We start from the raw sequence: 18,694 nt of genomic DNA, 5'->3' as shown, positions 1-18,694 counted from the left end.
CGTGAGCATGGATATTACCGCGTTTTATCAGACTTTCTTTGATGAAGCAGATGAACTGTTGGCAGATATGGAACAGCACTTGTTATTGCTGGACCCACTGGCACCAGATAAAGAACAACTCAATGCCATTTTCCGTGCTGCTCATTCGATCAAAGGTGGTGCAGCGACGTTTGGCTTTACGGTATTACAAGAGACAACCCATCTGTTGGAAAACCTGTTGGATGGTGCTCGTCGCGATGAAATGCGGTTGAGCACTGATATCATCAACCTGTTTTTGGAAACGAAAGATATTATGCAGGAACAGTTGGACGCCTATAAAACCTCTCAGGAACCTAATGCGGAAAGCTTTGAGTATATCTGCCACGCATTGCGCCAACTGGCATTAGAGGCTTTAGAACAACAAAGCACAGGTACCAACACATCAGTAGCACAAGGGAATGGCGTTGTGATGACTGACACCAAAGTGGGTGGTAAGTCACCGGCATTGGTTCAGGGGGGAATGCGCATTCGCTTGTCTGGCCTGAAAGAGCAAGAAATCCCACTGATGTTGGAAGAGCTAGGCAATTTGGGTGAAGTGAAAGATCCGCATCAAAGTGCTGATAGCCTGGAAGCCACCCTGATTACGTCTGTCAGTGAAGATGATATCAGCGCCGTGCTCTGTTTTGTGTTGGAACCGGAACAGATCAGTTTTATACCCGCTGAATTGCAACCAGAAGCTACAGCTGAAGTGGCTGTAGTGGCGCCGGTTATCGCAGAATTACCGCCAACGGCGGTGGCCCCAGTGGCTGAAACCAACAGTTCCTCTAAAACGGGTGTTATTGCCGCACCGACCAGCCCGGAACATGTAAAACCAAAAGCGAAAGCCAGTGAGTCAACCAGTATTCGCGTCGCGGTTGAGAAAGTTGACCAGTTGATTAATCTGGTGGGCGAGTTGGTGATTACTCAATCAATGTTGGCACAGCGCTCCAGTACGCTGGATCCCGTCATCAACGGTGATTTGCTCAATAGTATGGGGCAGTTGGAACGCAATGCGCGTGACTTGCAAGAGTCGGTGATGTCGATCCGTATGATGCCGATGGAGTATGTGTTCAGCCGCTTCCCTCGTTTGGTGCGCGATTTAGCCAGTAAACTCAATAAGCAAGTCGAACTGACGCTGCTTGGCAGTTCTACAGAACTGGATAAAAGCCTGATTGAACGCATTATCGATCCCCTGACCCATCTGGTTCGTAACAGTTTGGACCACGGTATTGAAGATGCTGAAACCCGTATTGCTGCCGGTAAATCGCCGGTGGGGAATCTGACGCTGTCCGCAGAGCATCAGGGCGGTAATATCTGTATTGAAGTCTTGGATGATGGCGCAGGGTTAAACCGGCAGAAGATTCTGGCAAAAGCGCAGTCTCAAGGAATGGCCATTAATGAGCATATGAGCGATGAAGATGTTGGGATGCTGATTTTTGCTCCCGGATTCTCCACCGCAGAGCAAGTCACTGATGTTTCCGGCCGCGGTGTCGGTATGGACGTGGTTAAGCGAAATATTCAGGAGATGGGCGGCCATGTGCAAGTCAGTTTCCAGGCCGGTCTTGGCACTTCAATCCGTATTTTATTGCCATTGACGCTAGCTATTCTTGATGGAATGTCAGTAAAAGTCAGTGATGAAGTCTTCATCTTGCCATTGAATGCAGTAATGGAATCACTGCAACCTTTGGCTGAAGATTTACACCCGCTAGCCGGCGGTGAACGGGTATTACAAGTGCGCGGCGAGTATTTACCTTTGGTTGAATTGTACCGGGTATTTGATGTTGAAAACGCCAAAACTGAAGCCACTCAGGGCATCGTTGTGATTCTGCAAAGTGCCGGGCGTCGTTATGCACTCTTGGTAGACCAGTTGATTGGTCAGCATCAGGTGGTGGTGAAAAACCTCGAGAGTAACTATCGCAAAGTGCCAGGTATTTCAGCCGCAACCATATTGGGTGATGGCAGCGTGGCATTAATTGTTGATGTGTCGGCTTTGCAGGCATTAAACCGGGAAAAGCGTGTAACGGCTGATGATGTGGTCGCTGCCTAGCAGGTGGACCAATTGAAGCCTGTATGGAACCCGTATGAAAACAGGTATAGGGCACGGAGTGTTCCGGTCCTGAAAACAAACATAAATTCAACCTATTGATTGAAGGGTAAAAACATGGCAGGACTAGCAACCGTCACGAAGCTGGCTGGCGAAACGGTAGGACAAGAGTTCCTGATTTTTACGCTGGGCGATGAAGAGTACGGGATTGATATTCTGAAAGTACAAGAGATCCGTGGCTACGATCAGGTGACCCGTATCGCTAACACCCCGACGTTCATTAAAGGTGTCACTAACTTACGCGGCGTCATTGTCCCTATTATTGATTTACGGGTTAAGTTTGCACAAAAAGGTGTGAGCTATAACGAAAATACCGTAGTGATCGTACTGAATTTTGATCAGCGCGTGGTGGGTATTGTCGTTGATGGTGTGTCAGATGTGCTGTCATTAACCAATGAGCAAATACGTCCTGCACCAGAATTTGCCGTCACTCTGGCAACTGAGTATCTAACAGGTTTAGGTTCACTCGGGGAAAGAATGCTGATTTTGGTGGATATCGAAAAGCTGTTGAGCAGTGAAGAGATGTCGTTGATTGACTCTGTCATTAAAGGGTAAGTTTCGGTTAATTTGCCTATCGGGTTTCGGTTGATATTCGTTCAGTGATCAGGTGATCTCCTGTCTCATGTCAACCGAACCAATCACCACGCCGCTCTCCATCGAAACCGTGGTCCGTTCTTGTCCGGCCAAAACCTGATGAGGCCGGTTTTCACCTCGATAATAACAAACTGCTAACACTCATCCTCATCTCGTTAAAATAATGTCTCTCTCCGGTAAAGTTCCCCCTCCCAGTGCCGATAACACAGTTAATTAGACGTCCTATGTTTTGGCGTACCTGTGTTTTGACGTACTTATGAAGGGATAACATGTTTAAGCGTATGAAAGTGGTCACCAGCCTCCTGTTGGTGTTAGTGCTATTTGGTGCCTTACAGTTCGTTTCCGGCGGGCTTTTCTTCAATTCCCTGAAAAATGACAAAGAGAACTTTGCGGTTTTACAGGTTATTCGTCAGCAACAGTCGGTGTTGAATGAAAGTTGGGTAAATCTGCTGCAAACCCGTAATACGCTGAACCGCGCAGGCATCCGCTACATGATGGATGTGAATCATACCGGTAGTGGCCCTACGGTGAATGACCTGTTGGCATCAGCCAAAGGGACATTAGGTGTGGCGGCGGAGCGTTTTAAAAGCTACGAACAGATCCCGTTGGATAGCCAGCAAGACGCCGAATCAGCTAAAAAATTAAAACAGACCTATGACCAATATTTTGGTGCGTTAACCGAACTGATCCAATTGATGGAAGCTGGCAAGATCAATGAGTTCTTCGACCAACCCACCTCTAGCTTCCAAAATGCTTTTGAACAGGATTACAACACTTACCTGACACAAAATGATCGCTTGTATGCCTCCGCAGTGGAAGACAGCAACCAGTCATTTAGCTTCGCGATGGGGGTGATTGTTACCGTACTGATTGTGGTATTCGCGGTAATTATTGTTGTTTGGCTTGGCATGCAACACATCTTGATTAATCCGCTTAAACACTTGATAGAACATATTAAACATATCGCTAACGGTGATTTAACGCAGACTATCGAAGTGCATAGCCGCAACGAAATGGGCACATTGGCCGCCAGCCTGAAACACATGCAATCTGAATTGATTACCACCGTCAGTGATGTGCGTTTAGGTGCCGATGCTATCTATAGCGGTGCCTCAGAAATTTCCGCCGGTAACAACGATCTGTCAGCGCGTACAGAACAACAAGCCGCCTCACTGGAAGAAACCGCCGCCAGTATGGAGCAGTTAACCGCCACAGTGAAACAGAATGCTGAGAATGCTCGTCAAGCTAGCCAACTGGCCTTAAGTGCATCGGAAACGGCACAGAAAGGTGGCAAAGTGGTGGCGAATGTGGTGCAAACCATGCATGAGATTGCCGGTAGTTCACAGAAAATTGCAGATATTACCAGTGTTATCGATGGTATCGCTTTCCAGACCAATATCCTGGCGCTGAACGCCGCCGTTGAAGCAGCCCGTGCCGGTGAGCAGGGTCGTGGTTTTGCCGTTGTTGCCGGTGAAGTACGTAACCTGGCACAACGTAGTGCGCAAGCTGCAAAAGAGATTAAAGGCCTTATCGAAGACTCGGTTAGCCGTGTCGATATGGGGTCAGTACTGGTTGAAAGTGCGGGTGAAACCATGGGAGATATCGTTAATGCGGTAACCCGCGTCACCGACATCATGGGTGAAATCGCTTCTGCTTCCGATGAGCAAAGTCGCGGTATCGATCAAGTGGGTCAGGCGGTCACTGAAATGGACCGGGTAACCCAGCAAAACGCCTCTTTGGTGGAAGAATCAGCCTCTGCCGCCGCCGCACTGGAAGAACAAGCCAGTATGTTAACCCAATCCATGTCTGTATTCGTTCTGCGTATGGATAACGGTAGTACTACAAGAGATGTTAGAAAAATAAAGCAGCCGACACAGGATTTGAGCGGAACTGCTAAAAAAACACTGGGAAGTGACCTGCAAGACAATTGGGAAACTTTCTAGTCCCCTACAACCCTTGATACTTGAAATTGCAGGGGTGTTAGCTGCGCTCACGAACCCGAATCACTTACTTGAGTAAGCTCATCGGGGTTCGTTTGCTGGCTGCCTACCTGCAACTCCAATTATTTTGGGTGAACAAAAATAGATAAAGCTGGCCAATGAGCCGGCTGAGAAGAGGTTACGATGTTTGGCCGAATTCGGATTTCTACCAGCTTTTTCCTGTTACTGATATTAATTTGCTCGATACAGTTAATTTCAAGTGGTCTGTCATTTACTGCTTTTCGCTCAGACTACCAAAATTTGAACCGGGTGGATCTCAGTAGCCAGCAACGGGATGCATTAAGCCTCAGTTGGGTATCCTTGCTTCAGGCGCGTAATACCTTAAACCGGGCGGGGACGCGCTCGGCTCTCAAAGTACCTCAGGAGCAAGTCAACGCATTAATGGGCAATGCGCGCAGCTCATTACAGAAAGCGGACCTCTACTTCAATCAGTTTATTGCGGTGCCACGCCTTGATGAGAGTGATAACGGTGGCGAATTGTTGGATGCCACTAAAAACAGTTATCAGAACTTACGGACGTCGTTACGACAACTAATTGATTTTCTGGAAGCCGGTAATTTACAAGGCTTTATGGACCAACCCACCCAGAAAACACAGGATTTGTTCGAAGCCGATTTTTTACAGTATTTGCAGTATGCCAATGAAGTGATTGCTGAGGCCGGTACCCAAAACCAGCAGGCGTACCATCTCTCCATGTGGATATTTGGTGCGGCGATTGTAATGGTAATAGCCATGGCGATTTCGTCGCTTGTTTGGCTGCGCACCATGTTTGTCAGGCCGCTGAAAATTATGCGCGCGCATTTTGACCGCATCGCACGGGGGGATTTATCGGCGCAGATTCATGTCTCCGGGCGTAATGAAATCAGCGAGATGTTTGCCAGTTTACGCATCATGCAGCAGTCGCTTATCACCACCGTTAGTCATGTCCGAGATGGCACTGAAGCAATGCTAACGGGGATTCAGGAAATTTCTGCGGGTAACAATGATTTGTCAGCAAGAACCGAACAGCAAGCGGCGTCTCTGGAACAAACTGCGGCCAGCATGGAGCAACTGACCGCGACGGTCAAACAGAATGCGGATAATGCTCGTCAGGCAACATTGCTGGCGAAAGACGCATCAGCAACCGCTGCCAAAGGGGGTGAGTTGACGGGCAGTGTGGTGACAACTATGCATGATATCGCCACCAGTTCACAGAAGATTGGTGCCATTACCAGTGTTATTGATGGTATTGCCTTCCAGACCAATATTCTGGCGTTAAATGCTGCTGTTGAGGCTGCTCGCGCTGGTGAGCAGGGGCGCGGTTTTGCTGTCGTCGCCGGTGAAGTTCGTAATCTGGCCCAGCGCAGTGCACAAGCAGCAAAAGAGATTAAAGGGTTGATCGATGAATCGGTCAGCCGTGTTCGCCAGGGCTCCACTCTGGTTGAAAATGCGGGTACTACCATGGAAGAGATTGTTCGCTCAGTGACTCGGGTTACCGACATTATGGGTGAAATCGCTTCCGCCTCGGATGAGCAAAGCCGAGGTATTGAGCAGGTTTCACTGGCAGTAACACAGATGGATCAGGTCACTCAGCAAAACGCCGCATTAGTGGAAGAGGCTGCGGCTGCGGCTAACGCACTCGAAGAGCAGGCAAGTATGCTCTCCGATGCAGTGTCTGTTTTTCGTTTGGAGCAGGATAGCGACAGCGGGGAGGGGCAGGCAGCAGACGGCAGTGGTAAACAACCGGCTGTTAAGGAAATTCCAGATTGTCAAACGGCGTAACGAAGACTTTGTTGTGGGGTGAGGCCGGATGAAACCATCATCGATGAAACAGCCATCGCCCCAAGAGTCTGGGTCGATCCTGACTCAGATGATTCAACGGCTCCCGTTGCCGGATGTTCACTTCCGGCGCATATGCCAACTTATTTATCAACGAGCCGGGATAGTACTGGCCGATCACAAACGGGAAATGGTCTATAACCGCCTGGTCAGGCGGCTGAGATTGCTAGGGATTAACGATTTTGGTCAATACCTTGCTTTGCTAGAGACCGACCCGAACAGTGCAGAGTGGCAGGCATTTGTTAATGCCTTGACCACTAATCTGACGGCATTTTTCCGTGAGGCACACCATTTCCCGATTCTGGCTGAACATGCCCGCCAGCGGCCGGGAAGCTATTCGGTGTGGAGTACGGCGGCATCGACCGGTGAAGAGCCGTACTCTATCGCGATGACACTGTGTGATGTGTTGGGAAATAGAGCGGGTTCGTGTCAGGTGTTAGCCAGCGATATCGATACGCAAGTACTGGAAAAAGCGACCAGTGGTGTATACCGGCAAGATGAATTGCGTTCATTGTCGGCACAACAGATGCAACGCTATTTCTTGCGTGGCACCGGCCCACATCAAGGCATGGTGCGAGTGCGCCCGGAATTGGCCAATATGATCCATTTCCAGCAACTCAATCTGTTGGCACCAGAGTGGGCATTACCCGGGCAGTTTGATGCTATTTTTTGTCGTAATGTGATGATTTATTTTGATAAAGAAACGCAGGAGCGCATTCTGCGTCGCTTTGTCCCTTTGCTAAAACCAGGTGGTCTGATGTTTGCAGGCCACTCGGAGAATTTCAGTCAAATTAGTCGGGAATTCTATTTGCGCGGGCAGACCGTTTATGGGCTGACCAAGGAGAGGTGATGAGTAAAATCAGAGTATTGTGCGTTGATGATTCTGCATTGATGCGCCAACTAATGACCGAGATTATTAATAGTCACCCGGACATGGAAATGGTTGCAACGGCTCCCGATCCGTTGGTTGCCCGTGATTTGATCAAAAAATTCAATCCGCAGGTTTTGACGCTCGATGTCGAAATGCCGCGGATGGATGGTTTGGATTTTCTTGAAAAGCTGATGCGGTTGCGACCGATGCCGGTAGTGATGGTCTCATCATTAACCGGTAAGAACTCTGAGATAACCATGCGTGCGTTGGAGTTGGGAGCGATTGATTTTGTTACCAAACCTCAGCTTGGGATCAGAGAGGGAATGCTGGCTTACAGTGAGTTGATTGCGGAGAAAATCCGTACGGCTGCTAAAGCTCGCCTGCCGCAGCGCGGCCCAGAAAACGCGCCGGTTATGCTTACGCATACACCACTGCTCAGTAGTGAAAAGTTAATTGCAATTGGTGCCTCTACCGGGGGGACAGAAGCTATCCGTATGGTATTACAGCCGTTGCCACCGACCAGCCCGGCACTGTTAATTACTCAGCATATGCCACCGGGTTTTACCCGTTCATTTGCTGAGCGACTTAATAAGCTGTGTCAAATCACTGTGAAAGAAGCAGAAGACGGTGAGCGGGTCTTACCGGGGCATGCCTATATTGCTCCCGGCGATCGGCATATGGAACTGGCGCGTAGTGGGGCGAACTATCAGGTTCGCATTCATGACGGGCCGGCGGTTAATCGCCATCGTCCCTCGGTTGATGTCCTATTTCGCTCAGTGGCGCAGTATGCCGGGCGTAACGCCGTGGGGGTTATCCTGACGGGGATGGGCAATGATGGTGCGGCCGGGTTGTTGGAGATGTATCGCGCCGGTGCTTATACCATCGCGCAAAACGAGGCCAGTTGTGTGGTTTTCGGCATGCCGCGTGAAGCGATTGGTATGGGGGGCGTTAATGAAGTTCTGGATTTGAACCAGATAAGCCAGCGTATGTTGGCGCAGATTAGCAGTGGTCAAGCCCTGCGAATTTAGTAGACATTTTCCGGTGGAAATCGGGCGTTGATAGTTAATCGCTCAGCGGTGAGCAACAAACCTTAGGAGTTGGTATGGCGGATAAGAATCTCAGATTTTTGGTGGTAGACGATTTTTCGACCATGCGTCGTATTGTCAGAAACCTGCTGAAAGAGCTGGGTTTTAACAATGTGGAAGAGGCCGAAGATGGCGTCGACGCATTGAATAAATTACGTGCGGGTGGCTTTGATTTTGTGGTTTCTGATTGGAATATGCCGAATATGGATGGCCTGGACCTGTTGAAAACTATCCGTGCCGATGGTGCTCTTGGTACTTTGCCGGTTCTGATGGTAACCGCCGAAGCGAAAAAAGAGAATATCATCGCAGCAGCGCAAGCAGGTGCCAGTGGTTATGTAGTGAAACCTTTCACTGCCGCTACCTTGGAAGAGAAGCTCAATAAGATTTTTGAAAAGTTGGGTATGTAAGGAGGCGAGATGAGTAACCATCAAATGCCCGCAACAGATGCGGCATCGGCCAGTGATATAATAAGCCGCATTGGCCAATTGACGCGGATGTTACGCGACAGCCTGCGCGAATTAGGTCTTGATCAGGCGATTGCACAGGCTGCGGAAGCCATTCCAGATGCGCGTGATCGACTGGATTATGTCGTTCATATGACGGCTCAGGCCGCAGAAAGAGCACTGAACTGTGTTGAGGCAGCACAGCCGCGCCAAAATGAGCTGGAGTCATCGGCGAAGGCGCTTAAAGTTCGTTGGGACGAATGGTTTGCTAATCCTGTCGAGCTGTCAGATGCCCGCTCTCTGGTCACTGATACCCGTGAATATCTGGAAGTCGTACCGCAACATACCTCATTTACCAATGCACAATTGTTGGAAATCATGATGGCGCAAGATTTCCAGGACCTTACCGGTCAGGTTATCAAACGCATGATGGATGTGGTGCAAGAGATTGAGAAGCAGCTATTAATGGTACTGATGGAAAATATCCCAGATATGCCATCTAAACCGCAAAAATCTGCTGACAGTCTACTCAATGGGCCACAACTGGATAAGAATGGTGCTGGTGTTATTGCCAACCAGGATCAAGTTGATGATCTGCTAGACAGTTTAGGCTTCTAAGCCGACTGATCGACCATAATAGGCAGGTGAGGGGATATCTCATCTGCCATTATTTCTCGCTGGATTTATCGTCGTGATAATCTCATTTAAAACCGGCTATTCCTGGCGTTGCGGCTGATCGTGTTCTTCATCCCTTTTCCTTCATCTATCACTGGCTGTAGACGTTCCTGGCTATCAAATTTGACGACAGCCAATCCCCCAACAGGCTACTGAGCCTGACATGATGTATTCATCCGAGAAATAACCCCCTAATTGCTGCTTTGTTCCATCCATAACCTTGCTGAATATTTGTCATGCTAGACAGCAATTTTTTATTTCCTAATTATCTGATATGGGAACGCTTACGCTGAACAGGAAAACCTGCTGTGGCTGAAGATAGCGACGCGGAAAAGAGCGAGGAACCCACAGCCCACAAGCTGGAGAAGGCTCGCGAAAAAGGCCAAATACCGCGTTCGCGCGAACTGACCTCGATGCTGATGCTCGGGGCCGGTTTGGCGATCCTGTGGGTATCTGGGGAGTCGATGGCTCGCCAACTGGCGGCGATGATTGCCCAAGGACTGCATTTTGACCATGGCATTATCAGCGATGATAAGCAAATGTTGCGCCAAATAGGGACGCTGCTGAGTCAAACGATGATGGCATTACTGCCCATCTTTGCCGGATTGGTGATCGTGGCGCTAGCAGTACCGATGCTGTTAGGTGGGGTGCTGTTCAGCGGAGAATCCATCAAGTTCGATTTTCAGCGGATGAGTCTGATTGCGGGCTTAAAGCGCATGTTTTCTTCTCAGGCACTGGCCGAATTGCTGAAAGCCATCCTCAAGGCCACGCTGGTCGGTTGGGTCACGGGAATATTCCTCTGGCATAACTGGCCAGATATGATGCGGTTGATGGCAGCCCCGCCAGTGGCGGCTTTAAGTGATGCTGTCCACTTGATTATTTTCTGCGGACTGGTGGTGGTATTAGGCCTGACCCCGATGGTCGGATTCGACGTGTTTTTCCAAATAACCAGCCACATTAAAAAATTACGTATGACCAAACAAGAGATACGTGATGAATTCAAAGATCAAGAAGGTGATCCACATGTGAAAGGGCGCATTCGTCAGCAGCAACGGGCTATGGCGCGTCGCCGAATGATGGCTGATGTCCCTAAAGCTGATGTAATAGTGACCAACCCAACCCACTATGCTGTTGCCTTGCAATACAACGAAGCAAAAATGAGTGCACCCAAGGTGCTGGCGAAAGGTGCTGGCGCAGTGGCACTGCGTATCCGCGAGTTAGGTGCAGAGCATCGTATTCCGTTATTAGAAGCGCCGCCGCTGGCCAGGGCACTGTTTCGGCACAGCGAGGTAGGCCAACATATTCCAGCCACCCTTTATGCCGCGGTGGCAGAAGTTCTTGCCTGGGTATACCAGTTGAAGCGTTGGAAACGGGAAGGCGGGCTAATCCCGAAAAAACCTGAACATCTGCCAGTGCCGGAAGCACTGGATTTTGCAACAGAGAGTGAGACTGACTAATGGCTAATTTGGCCGCCCTGCTACGTTTACCGGGCAATTTTAAAGATACGCAGTGGCAAATCCTTGCCGGGCCAATTCTTATCCTGATGATCTTGTCGATGATGGTGCTGCCGCTGCCGCCCTTCATCCTTGATTTGCTGTTTACCTTTAATATCGCGCTGTCCATTATGGTGCTGTTGGTTGCCATGTTTACCCAACGCACGCTGGATTTTGCCGCCTTCCCAACCATTCTGTTGTTCTCAACGCTGTTGCGTTTATCGCTAAACGTCGCCTCCACCCGTATCATTCTGATGGATGGGCATACCGGTGCGGCGGCTGCGGGCCGTGTGGTGGAAGCGTTTGGTCACTTTCTGGTTGGTGGCAACTTTGCCATCGGCATCGTGGTCTTTATTATTTTGGTCATAATCAACTTTATGGTTATCACCAAAGGGGCGGGGCGTATTGCCGAAGTGGGGGCGCGCTTTGTTCTGGATGGTATGCCCGGTAAGCAGATGGCGATCGATGCCGACTTAAATGCCGGCTTGATTGGTGAAGACGAAGCCAAAAAACGCCGTTCCGATGTTACGCAAGAAGCTGACTTCTACGGTTCAATGGATGGGGCCAGTAAATTTGTTCGTGGTGATGCGGTTGCCGGGTTACTGATCATGGTGATTAACGTGGTCGGCGGCTTACTGGTCGGGGTGCTTCAGCACGACATGGCGGTGGGCCATGCAGCAGAAACCTATACCTTGCTGACGATTGGTGACGGCTTGGTAGCACAAATCCCGGCATTGGTTATCTCGACGGCGGCGGGCGTTATCGTGACCCGCGTCAGTACCGACCAGGATGTTGGCCAGCAAATGGTCACCCAGCTATTTAATAACCCACGCGTGATGGTGCTGAGTGCCAGTGTCCTCGGGTTACTGGGGATGGTGCCTGGCATGCCTAACTTTGTCTTCCTGCTATTCACCAGCGCACTGTTGGCATTAGCCTGGCGCTTACGTGGTAAGCAAATGAAGCAACCGATGGTGGCAGAATCACCGGTGGTGCAAGACCAGCAACAAGCCACTGAAGCGACCTGGTCAGATGTTCAACTGGAAGATCCGCTGGGTATGGAGGTGGGGTATCGCCTGATTCCGATGGTGGATTTCCAGCAAAATGGTGAGCTGTTGGGGCGGATTCGCAGTATTCGTAAAAAGTTTGCTCAAGAGATGGGATACCTGCCACCGGTGGTGCATATCAGAGATAATCTGGAACTGCCGCCAGCAAACTATCGGATATTAATGAAAGGGGTCGAGATTGGCAGTGGCGAAGCTCATCCCGGCCGTTGGTTAGCCATTAACCCCGGCAATGCGGTTGGCTCGTTACCCGGTGAGGCCACCCATGATCCCGCCTTCGGATTGGCGGCGGTTTGGATTGAAAGTGCATTACGTGAGCAGGCGCAGATTCAAGGTTTTACCGTGGTTGAGGCCAGCACCGTCGTGGCGACCCATCTAAACCATCTGATTAGCCAATTTGCTAGCGAACTGTTTGGCCGCCAGGAAACCCAGCAATTGCTGGACAGAGTTGCGCAAGAGATGCCGAAGCTGACGGAAGACTTCATTCCCGGCGTCGTCACCTTAACCACGCTGCATAAAGTACTGCAAAATCTACTAATGGAGCGGGTATCCATTCGCGATATGCGCACCATTATCGAGACACTGGCTGAACATGCGCCAAACCAGACCGACCCTTACGAATTAACAGCGGTAGTTCGAGTGGCGTTAGGGCGCTCCATTGCGCAACAATGGTTCCCAGGAACCGGCGAGATTCAGGTCATCGGGCTGGATGCGGCATTAGAGCGTTTGTTACTACAGGCGCTGCAAGGTGGGGGTGGTCTGGAGCCAGGTCTGGCTGACCGTTTGTTGGATCAATCTAAACAAGCGCTGCAACGTCAGGAGATGCTGGGTGCACCGCCGGTGTTGCTGGTTAACCATGCACTGCGGGCACTTTTAGCCCGTTTCTTGCGCCGCAGTTTGCCGCAGATGGTGGTGCTGTCTAATCTGGAAATTGGCGATAATCGCCAGATCCGTATGACATCAACGATAGGAGCTGCTTGATGCTAACTCGTCTCTCCCTAATGTTGGCTACACTACTTCCGGTATGTGTATTGCCGTTGAATGCTGTCGCTTCAGGCTCTTGGGTGGCGGACGATATTGGGGTTACGCAGGGTTTGCGCGGGGTAGCTACCTCGTCGGCGGTACTGCAACCACCGGTAGCGCTGGCGCAGGAAAATGCGCGCATCGTGTCGGTTGGCTGGCGCTACCAATTAATGTCGACAGCGCCAGAGGGGTTACAGGTTAAATTATGCACCCCGACCCGTTGTATGCCACTTGAGGGTGGCAGCGGACAGAGCCGGGGACTGGCGGGAGAGGCGGCAGCAACTCAACTGAGGTTTGTTTACTTTATTGCCGGTAAAGGCCGAGTTAACCCGCCGTTGCAAGTGATCAGCAATCAGGTGCTGGTCAATTATCGCTAAAACCAGACGAAGGGGTAATAGCAAGTCATACAGAAATAGACCGGATGTTCGAGCTGATTGTTGGTCTCAACGGCCTGCACTGCCTGACTCATTGACAGTGCTGCCGCCCCGCAAAAAAAACACCCCAGTAGCAGACTTACATACCTTTTTTTCATATCTCCTCCTTGAAACTAAGCACATTTGCTCAGTTTCAGCAGACTAAAACATCGGAGAAAAACAGGAAAACTCATTTTTTAAGTAGGTAGAAAGCATTGAGGGCACGAGTCAATTAACGCGGAGGAACGGTACGGATATAAGCCTCGACTGAGCGGCGGTTTATATCCGTAGGGATGAGGTTTTAAATACCGATCTTGCGGCCCAGTAGACTGGCACCTTTAGAATGACCATCTGGCCCGTATAGTGACTGGCCGTGGCGGGTATTCAATACTGCCAGCGCCTGAGTATTATGCTCAATATGCTGTTGTAGCAATAATCCATTGTGCAAATTACTGTACTGAAGGTTCTCAGCCAACTGCAAGATACGTTGCCAACGTATTGCCAACTCTTGAATCTCGCTATAAGGCGCCTGTATATTGGCCGCAATTTCGGTGGTGAGCCGGGTTTGATCCAGATAAGCCAAGGTGGCCAGTATTGAACTTTTTTGTTCCGTCACACCTTGCAGCACGACACCTTGAATCCGACCGGAGCAGAGTAATTGCTGCTCTTGTGCTACCACAGTCGTCAGTGACTCGAGAAGTTCCAGTTGCTGGTCCAAATTGGTCTGTAGTCTTTCCACCACCACGTATCCTTTTACGGTTAACGACTGTTTTGCGGTTAACGATTGTTCTAGGGTTAATGACTTTTGTTATGTTTAGCTATTTCTCAGATCATCCGCGACATTCTTTAACAGAGCATCGGCAATTTTACCGGTGTCCATCGTTAGTTGACCTGAACGGATAGCCTGTTTTAAGGTTTCTACACGTTCTACGTTGATGTCCTGGCTGCCCGGTTGCATCAGTTTTGCCTGCGCATCACTTAATTTAACCTCAGTACCACTCACCTGTGCTTTTGTTTGGGCAGAAGGCTTACGCATCTGCTGCGCAATGTCACTGGTTTCCCGTGGCTGCACTTGCGATACCGGTAATAACGGTTGAGTGCGATCAATACTCATGTTGTGTTGCTCCCTCTATAGCGGGATTGACGTTTATCGACCCGCGAGACTTTTATCTTTTAACAAAAAGAAAGGCGGGATTGTCACTGTGCTACCCGCAAATAACTGCATACCAGAGTTATCGGCAAAGGTTAAAAAAACTTTAATCACTATAACATAATCCGAATTGTGCCATCTTCGGCCACGGTGCCACTGACGATTTGGCCAGATGCCATGCGCACCCGAACGTTATCCTGTATGGCGGCGTTGTTCATCGCTTTACCATTGCTGTTAACATTAAATCCTTCTCCCTGTGCCAAAACTTGCACCTCTTGCCCTGCTTTAATGACCCACAATCGACGCAGCATATTGCGCGTCAGCGGCTGGCCGGCACTGATTTGCCGCAAGCTGACGGCACCTTGAGCAAAATGTGAATCCAGCAAGGCGCCGGGGGGGAGGGTATCCAACCGGCCTTGTTTCATCTGAATATCAGACACGGCAATTTTCTCACCAGCTGCCAGTTGGCGGCCAGCCACAGCATATTGTCCACTAACCTGCACTTGTGTCTGAATAAAACGGCGAACCCCCTCACAGCGTACGGACAAACTGATATTGCCCCACGGGCGCGCATTGGCAGGCAGCGTAATTTCTGGCACTTCGCATTGTGGCCATTGGTTCTGTGGCGTTTTGATAACCACCTTAACCTGACTCTCTTTATCCGGGTATTGCTGTTGGAAGAATTGATTTACCTGCGTTGATAAATCTGCCGCCATCGCTGAATGAGTGACGGTCTGACTCAGCAACAGCACCCCCCAAGCCAACTTTATGACGCCATTTTTATTCATTGTCATCAATCTCCTTTCTGCCGGTGTAACCAGGTAATACCAAGGCACACCTCTTTTGCACACTAGTGTACCTGTAGCGCGATGAGGTTAAGGGGACAAATAGCGACGCATTTTGCTCTTATTCTAGCGATAGGCTTTCCTATACGGCGTTTATGCTGTCGACTCCAAATTCTAACCTTGCGGGGGGACTATGCTCGACAAACTGGACGGTGCTCTGCGTTTTCAACAAGAGGCGCTTAACTTGCGTGCGCAACGACAGGAGATCCTGTCGTCCAATATTGCAAATGCGGATACACCCGGCTTTCAGGCACGTGATATTGATTTCTCCAGCCAACTGAAAAAAGTGATGGAGCAAGGCCGTGCCACAGGTACAGGGGTGTCGCTCAGTTTAACGTCAGCCCGTCATATCCCGGCAAGCACCGTTGCGCCACCTGACCTTGACCTTTTATTCCGGGTTCCAGACCAGCCGGCGATGGACGGTAACACGGTTGATATGGATCGTGAACGTACTAATTTTGCCGATAACAGCCTGAAATATCAGACCGATTTGACCGTTCTTGGCGGCCAGATCAAAGGGATGATGTCAGTGTTACAACAAGGATAAGACGTATGTCTTTACTGAATATTTTTGATATTGCCGGTTCGGCATTATCAGCCCAATCGCAACGGTTGAACGTCAGCGCCAGTAACATGGCCAACGCCGATAGCGTTACCGGCCCGGATGGTCAGCCTTATCGTGCCAAGCAAGTGGTGTTTCAGGTAGCGGCTCAACCAGGGCAGGAAACCGGCGGGGTACGTGTATCACAAATCGTTGACGATCCCGCACCGGATCGTTTGGTGTATCAGCCGGGTAATCCGCTGGCTGATGCCAAGGGTTATGTCCGCATGCCCAACGTTGATGTAACAGGGGAAATGATTAACACCATTTCGGCCTCGCGTAGCTATCAAGCCAACGTTGAAGTGCTTAATACCACTAAATCTCTGATGCTCAAGACGCTAACACTGGGTCAATAACAGGAGCTTGTATACATGGCCATTACCAATTCCCTGACCGATAGCGATTACGGTATTACCAGCACTAGCGGGACCAATTCCACCACCGGTAGCGGTAGCACCAGTCAGGATTTGCAGAACAGTTTCCTGACGTTGCTGGTTGCCCAGTTAAAGAATCAGGACCCGACTAACCCAATGCAAAACAACGAGTTGACAACGCAATTGGCGCAAATCAACACCGTAAGCGGCATTGAAAAGTTGAATACTACGCTGGGTTCCATCTCCGGGCAGATTGATAGCAGCCAGTCGCTGCAAGCCAGTAGCCTGATTGGCCACGGCGTGATGATCCCTGGCACCACGGTGTTGGCAGGCAGTAAAGATGGCACCGTCACTACTACGCCATTTGGTGTTGAGTTAGAACGTTCAGCAGACAAAGTGACGGCAACCATCAGCGACAGCAATGGTCTGGCAGTACGCACCATTGAAATCGGTGGTCTGTCAGCAGGTGTCCACTCCTTTACCTGGGATGGTTCACTGGAAGCGGGCGGTAATGCGCCAGATGGTGCTTACACCGTAACGATCGCCGCCAGCAGTGGTAGCGAATCACTGGTTGCTACTCCGCTGAGCTATGCGGTTGTTAATGGTGTGACCCGTGGCAGTGACGGTTCCAAGCTGGATCTGGGCCTGGCGGGGACTATCACCATGGATAAAGTCCGTCAGATTTTGTAGGTCAGAGATCAGTCTTAAGCAGTAACCAAACAAACACCACGGTGAGTTAACTAATTGAAAAAACTTACCTTAATTTTTAAATAGCGTTTGATATGTCATCAATGCTCAAGGTCTTTAACGGACCCCGAATCTAACGGAGAAGAAAATGGGCTTTTCTCAAGCAGTCAGCGGTTTGAACGCAGCATCCAGCAATCTGGATGTGATCGGTAACAATATCGCCAACTCGGCGACATCAGGTTTTAAAGCCGGCTCAGTTTCTTTTGCCGATATGTTCGCAGGTTCACAGACCGGTATGGGGGTTAAAGTCGCCGGGATTACTCAAGACTTTAACGACGGTACGCCAACCACCACCAACCGTCGTTTGGATTTAGCCATCAGCCAGAGTGGTTTCTTCCGCATGCAAGATAGCAGCGGCGGTGTGTACTTTGCCCGTAACGGCCAGTTCAAACTTGATGAAAACCGTAACATCGTTAACATGCAAGGGCTGAGTCTGACCGGTTATCCGGCAACAGGAACTCCTCCTACCATACAGCAAGGGGCAAACCCGGTACCCCTGTCGATTCCTCAGGATATGATTGCCGCGAAAGCCACCACCTCGGGCAATATGGTCGCTAACCTGACCTCAACCCATGATGTTATTAGCGCAACCTTTGATCCGCAAAAGCCAGATACTTACAGCTTTGTGAATAACATGACCACCTACGATAGCCTGGGTAACCGCCACGTTATCAATGTGTATTATGTGAAAACCGCTGAAGATGCCGTCAATGGTAATAGCTGGAATGTCTATACCAAGGACAGCAGCGGGACATTGGCCGATGCGACTAAACCTTTTGACCCTGCTGACCCTGCCGCTGCCTCTCTGCGCGGAACGATGGTATTTGATACCAATGGCGCACTGAAAAGCGTGAAAAATGGCGCGGGTGCTGCCAGTACCACTGACTTCAATCTGACTGTCCCTATGGCGGTGGTGAATGGTGCCCCGGCGCAAACCTTCGCGCTGAATGTTGGGGGTAGCAAACAGCAAAATACCGGTACTGACGGTATTGTGACTCAAAACCAAACCGGCTATGCCGCAGGTGAGTTCACCGGCTTCCAGATCAACAACGATGGCTCGGTTGTCGGCACTTATTCAAACCAGCAGACCCAACTGCTTGGCCAAATTGTGCTGGTTAACTTCTCTAACCCTGAAGGTTTGTCTCCTGAAGGCGATAACGTTTGGAAAGAAACCAAATCTTCCGGTAACCCGATCCTCGGTACCGCCGGTGGTGGTGGTTTCGGCACCTTGACCAGTGGCGCGTTGGAGTCTTCTAACGTGGATTTGAGTAAAGAACTGGTGAATATGATTGTGGCGCAACGTAACTATCAGTCCAATGCGCAGACCATCAAAACTCAGGATCAGATCTTACAAACTCTGGTTAACCTGCGTTAATCGA

Annotated in this window: 18 protein-coding genes and 1 pseudogene; 15 read left to right on the top strand and 4 right to left on the bottom strand. The window is 50.0% G+C overall.

Annotated features, from left to right (window positions below):
- Positions 1–7: 7 nt before the first annotated feature.
- The 11 genes and pseudogenes from cheA (at position 8) to V1955_RS13370 (ending at position 13,562) form a co-directional block, all read left to right on the top strand.
- On the top strand, positions 8–2,065 hold the full coding sequence (cheA, locus tag V1955_RS13420; RefSeq protein ID WP_193784823.1) for a chemotaxis protein CheA: 2,058 nt from the start codon (positions 8–10) through the stop codon (positions 2,063–2,065).
- Positions 2,066–2,179: 114 nt separating this feature from the next.
- Positions 2,180–2,677 (top strand): chemotaxis protein CheW, encoded by a 498-nt coding sequence (gene cheW / locus V1955_RS13415; protein WP_083159171.1) that lies wholly within the window; start codon positions 2,180–2,182, stop codon positions 2,675–2,677.
- A 308-nt stretch (positions 2,678–2,985) separates the two neighbouring features.
- Positions 2,986–4,537: pseudogene (locus tag V1955_RS13410) on the top strand (methyl-accepting chemotaxis protein); the annotation flags it as partial.
- Positions 4,538–4,839: 302 nt separating this feature from the next.
- Complete coding sequence (locus V1955_RS13405) at positions 4,840–6,477, top strand: methyl-accepting chemotaxis protein (protein ID WP_083159169.1); 1,638 nt, start codon at positions 4,840–4,842, stop codon at positions 6,475–6,477.
- Between the two features lie 28 nt (positions 6,478–6,505).
- On the top strand, positions 6,506–7,384 hold the full coding sequence (gene cheR, locus V1955_RS13400; RefSeq protein WP_372558662.1) for a protein-glutamate O-methyltransferase CheR: 879 nt from the start codon (positions 6,506–6,508) through the stop codon (positions 7,382–7,384).
- Complete coding sequence (locus V1955_RS13395; protein ID WP_083159168.1) at positions 7,384–8,433, top strand: protein-glutamate methylesterase/protein-glutamine glutaminase; 1,050 nt, start codon at positions 7,384–7,386, stop codon at positions 8,431–8,433. Before cheR ends, V1955_RS13395 begins: the two co-directional genes overlap by 1 nt.
- 74 nt (positions 8,434–8,507) lie before the next feature.
- Positions 8,508–8,897, top strand: coding sequence for a chemotaxis response regulator CheY (cheY, locus tag V1955_RS13390; protein WP_049605622.1), 390 nt, complete (start codon positions 8,508–8,510; stop codon positions 8,895–8,897).
- Positions 8,898–8,906: 9 nt separating this feature from the next.
- Positions 8,907–9,551 carry a protein phosphatase CheZ gene (cheZ, locus tag V1955_RS13385; RefSeq protein ID WP_083159167.1) on the top strand — a complete coding sequence of 215 codons (645 nt, stop codon included), beginning with the start codon at positions 8,907–8,909 and terminating at the stop codon, positions 9,549–9,551.
- Positions 9,552–9,916: 365 nt separating this feature from the next.
- A complete protein-coding gene (gene flhB / locus V1955_RS13380) occupies positions 9,917–11,065 on the top strand; it encodes a flagellar biosynthesis protein FlhB (RefSeq protein ID WP_083159166.1) in 1,149 nt (382 codons plus the stop codon).
- Positions 11,065–13,143: a flagellar biosynthesis protein FlhA gene (flhA, locus tag V1955_RS13375; protein ID WP_083159165.1), complete on the top strand. Its 2,079-nt coding sequence runs from the start codon at positions 11,065–11,067 to the stop codon at positions 13,141–13,143. Before flhB ends, flhA begins: the two co-directional genes overlap by 1 nt.
- Positions 13,143–13,562 (top strand): flagellar protein FlhE, encoded by a 420-nt coding sequence (locus V1955_RS13370; RefSeq protein ID WP_442821029.1) that lies wholly within the window; start codon positions 13,143–13,145, stop codon positions 13,560–13,562. The genes flhA and V1955_RS13370 overlap by 1 nt, the downstream gene beginning before the upstream one ends.
- On the opposite strand, the gene V1955_RS13365 is transcribed toward V1955_RS13370, so the two are convergent.
- From V1955_RS13365 to flgA, 4 genes are all read right to left on the bottom strand, one after another.
- On the bottom strand, positions 13,559–13,717 hold the full coding sequence (locus tag V1955_RS13365) for a hypothetical protein (RefSeq protein ID WP_193784676.1): 159 nt from the start codon (positions 13,715–13,717) through the stop codon (positions 13,559–13,561). The genes V1955_RS13370 and V1955_RS13365 overlap by 4 nt on opposite strands.
- A gap of 182 nt (positions 13,718–13,899) precedes the next feature.
- Positions 13,900–14,340 (bottom strand): flagella synthesis protein FlgN, encoded by a 441-nt coding sequence (locus tag V1955_RS13360; RefSeq protein WP_083159163.1) that lies wholly within the window; start codon positions 14,338–14,340, stop codon positions 13,900–13,902.
- A gap of 72 nt (positions 14,341–14,412) precedes the next feature.
- Positions 14,413–14,712: a flagellar biosynthesis anti-sigma factor FlgM gene (flgM, locus tag V1955_RS13355; RefSeq protein ID WP_083159162.1), complete on the bottom strand. Its 300-nt coding sequence runs from the start codon at positions 14,710–14,712 to the stop codon at positions 14,413–14,415.
- A gap of 149 nt (positions 14,713–14,861) precedes the next feature.
- The gene (gene flgA, locus V1955_RS13350) at positions 14,862–15,542 is read right to left on the bottom strand and encodes a flagellar basal body P-ring formation chaperone FlgA (protein ID WP_083159161.1); all 681 of its coding nucleotides are present in this window, start codon (positions 15,540–15,542) and stop codon (positions 14,862–14,864) included.
- Positions 15,543–15,726: 184 nt separating this feature from the next.
- Here flgA and flgB point away from each other — a divergent pair, with 184 nt between their 5' ends.
- The 4 genes from flgB to flgE all read left to right on the top strand — a co-directional run bounded on the left by flgB (position 15,727) and on the right by flgE (position 18,690).
- Complete coding sequence (gene flgB, locus V1955_RS13345; RefSeq protein WP_083159160.1) at positions 15,727–16,140, top strand: flagellar basal body rod protein FlgB; 414 nt, start codon at positions 15,727–15,729, stop codon at positions 16,138–16,140.
- 5 nt (positions 16,141–16,145) lie between these two features.
- On the top strand, positions 16,146–16,550 hold the full coding sequence (gene flgC, locus V1955_RS13340; protein WP_005189321.1) for a flagellar basal body rod protein FlgC: 405 nt from the start codon (positions 16,146–16,148) through the stop codon (positions 16,548–16,550).
- Positions 16,551–16,565: 15 nt separating this feature from the next.
- Positions 16,566–17,258, top strand: coding sequence for a flagellar hook assembly protein FlgD (gene flgD, locus V1955_RS13335; protein ID WP_083159159.1), 693 nt, complete (start codon positions 16,566–16,568; stop codon positions 17,256–17,258).
- Between the two features lie 145 nt (positions 17,259–17,403).
- On the top strand, positions 17,404–18,690 hold the full coding sequence (flgE, locus tag V1955_RS13330) for a flagellar hook protein FlgE (protein WP_083159158.1): 1,287 nt from the start codon (positions 17,404–17,406) through the stop codon (positions 18,688–18,690).
- Positions 18,691–18,694: the final 4 nt, after the last annotated feature.

Source organism: Yersinia sp. 2545 StPb PI (assembly GCF_052217125.1).
Lineage (GTDB): Bacteria > Pseudomonadota > Gammaproteobacteria > Enterobacterales > Enterobacteriaceae > Yersinia > Yersinia enterocolitica_E.
This window is presented reverse-complemented; position numbering and strand designations above follow the sequence as displayed.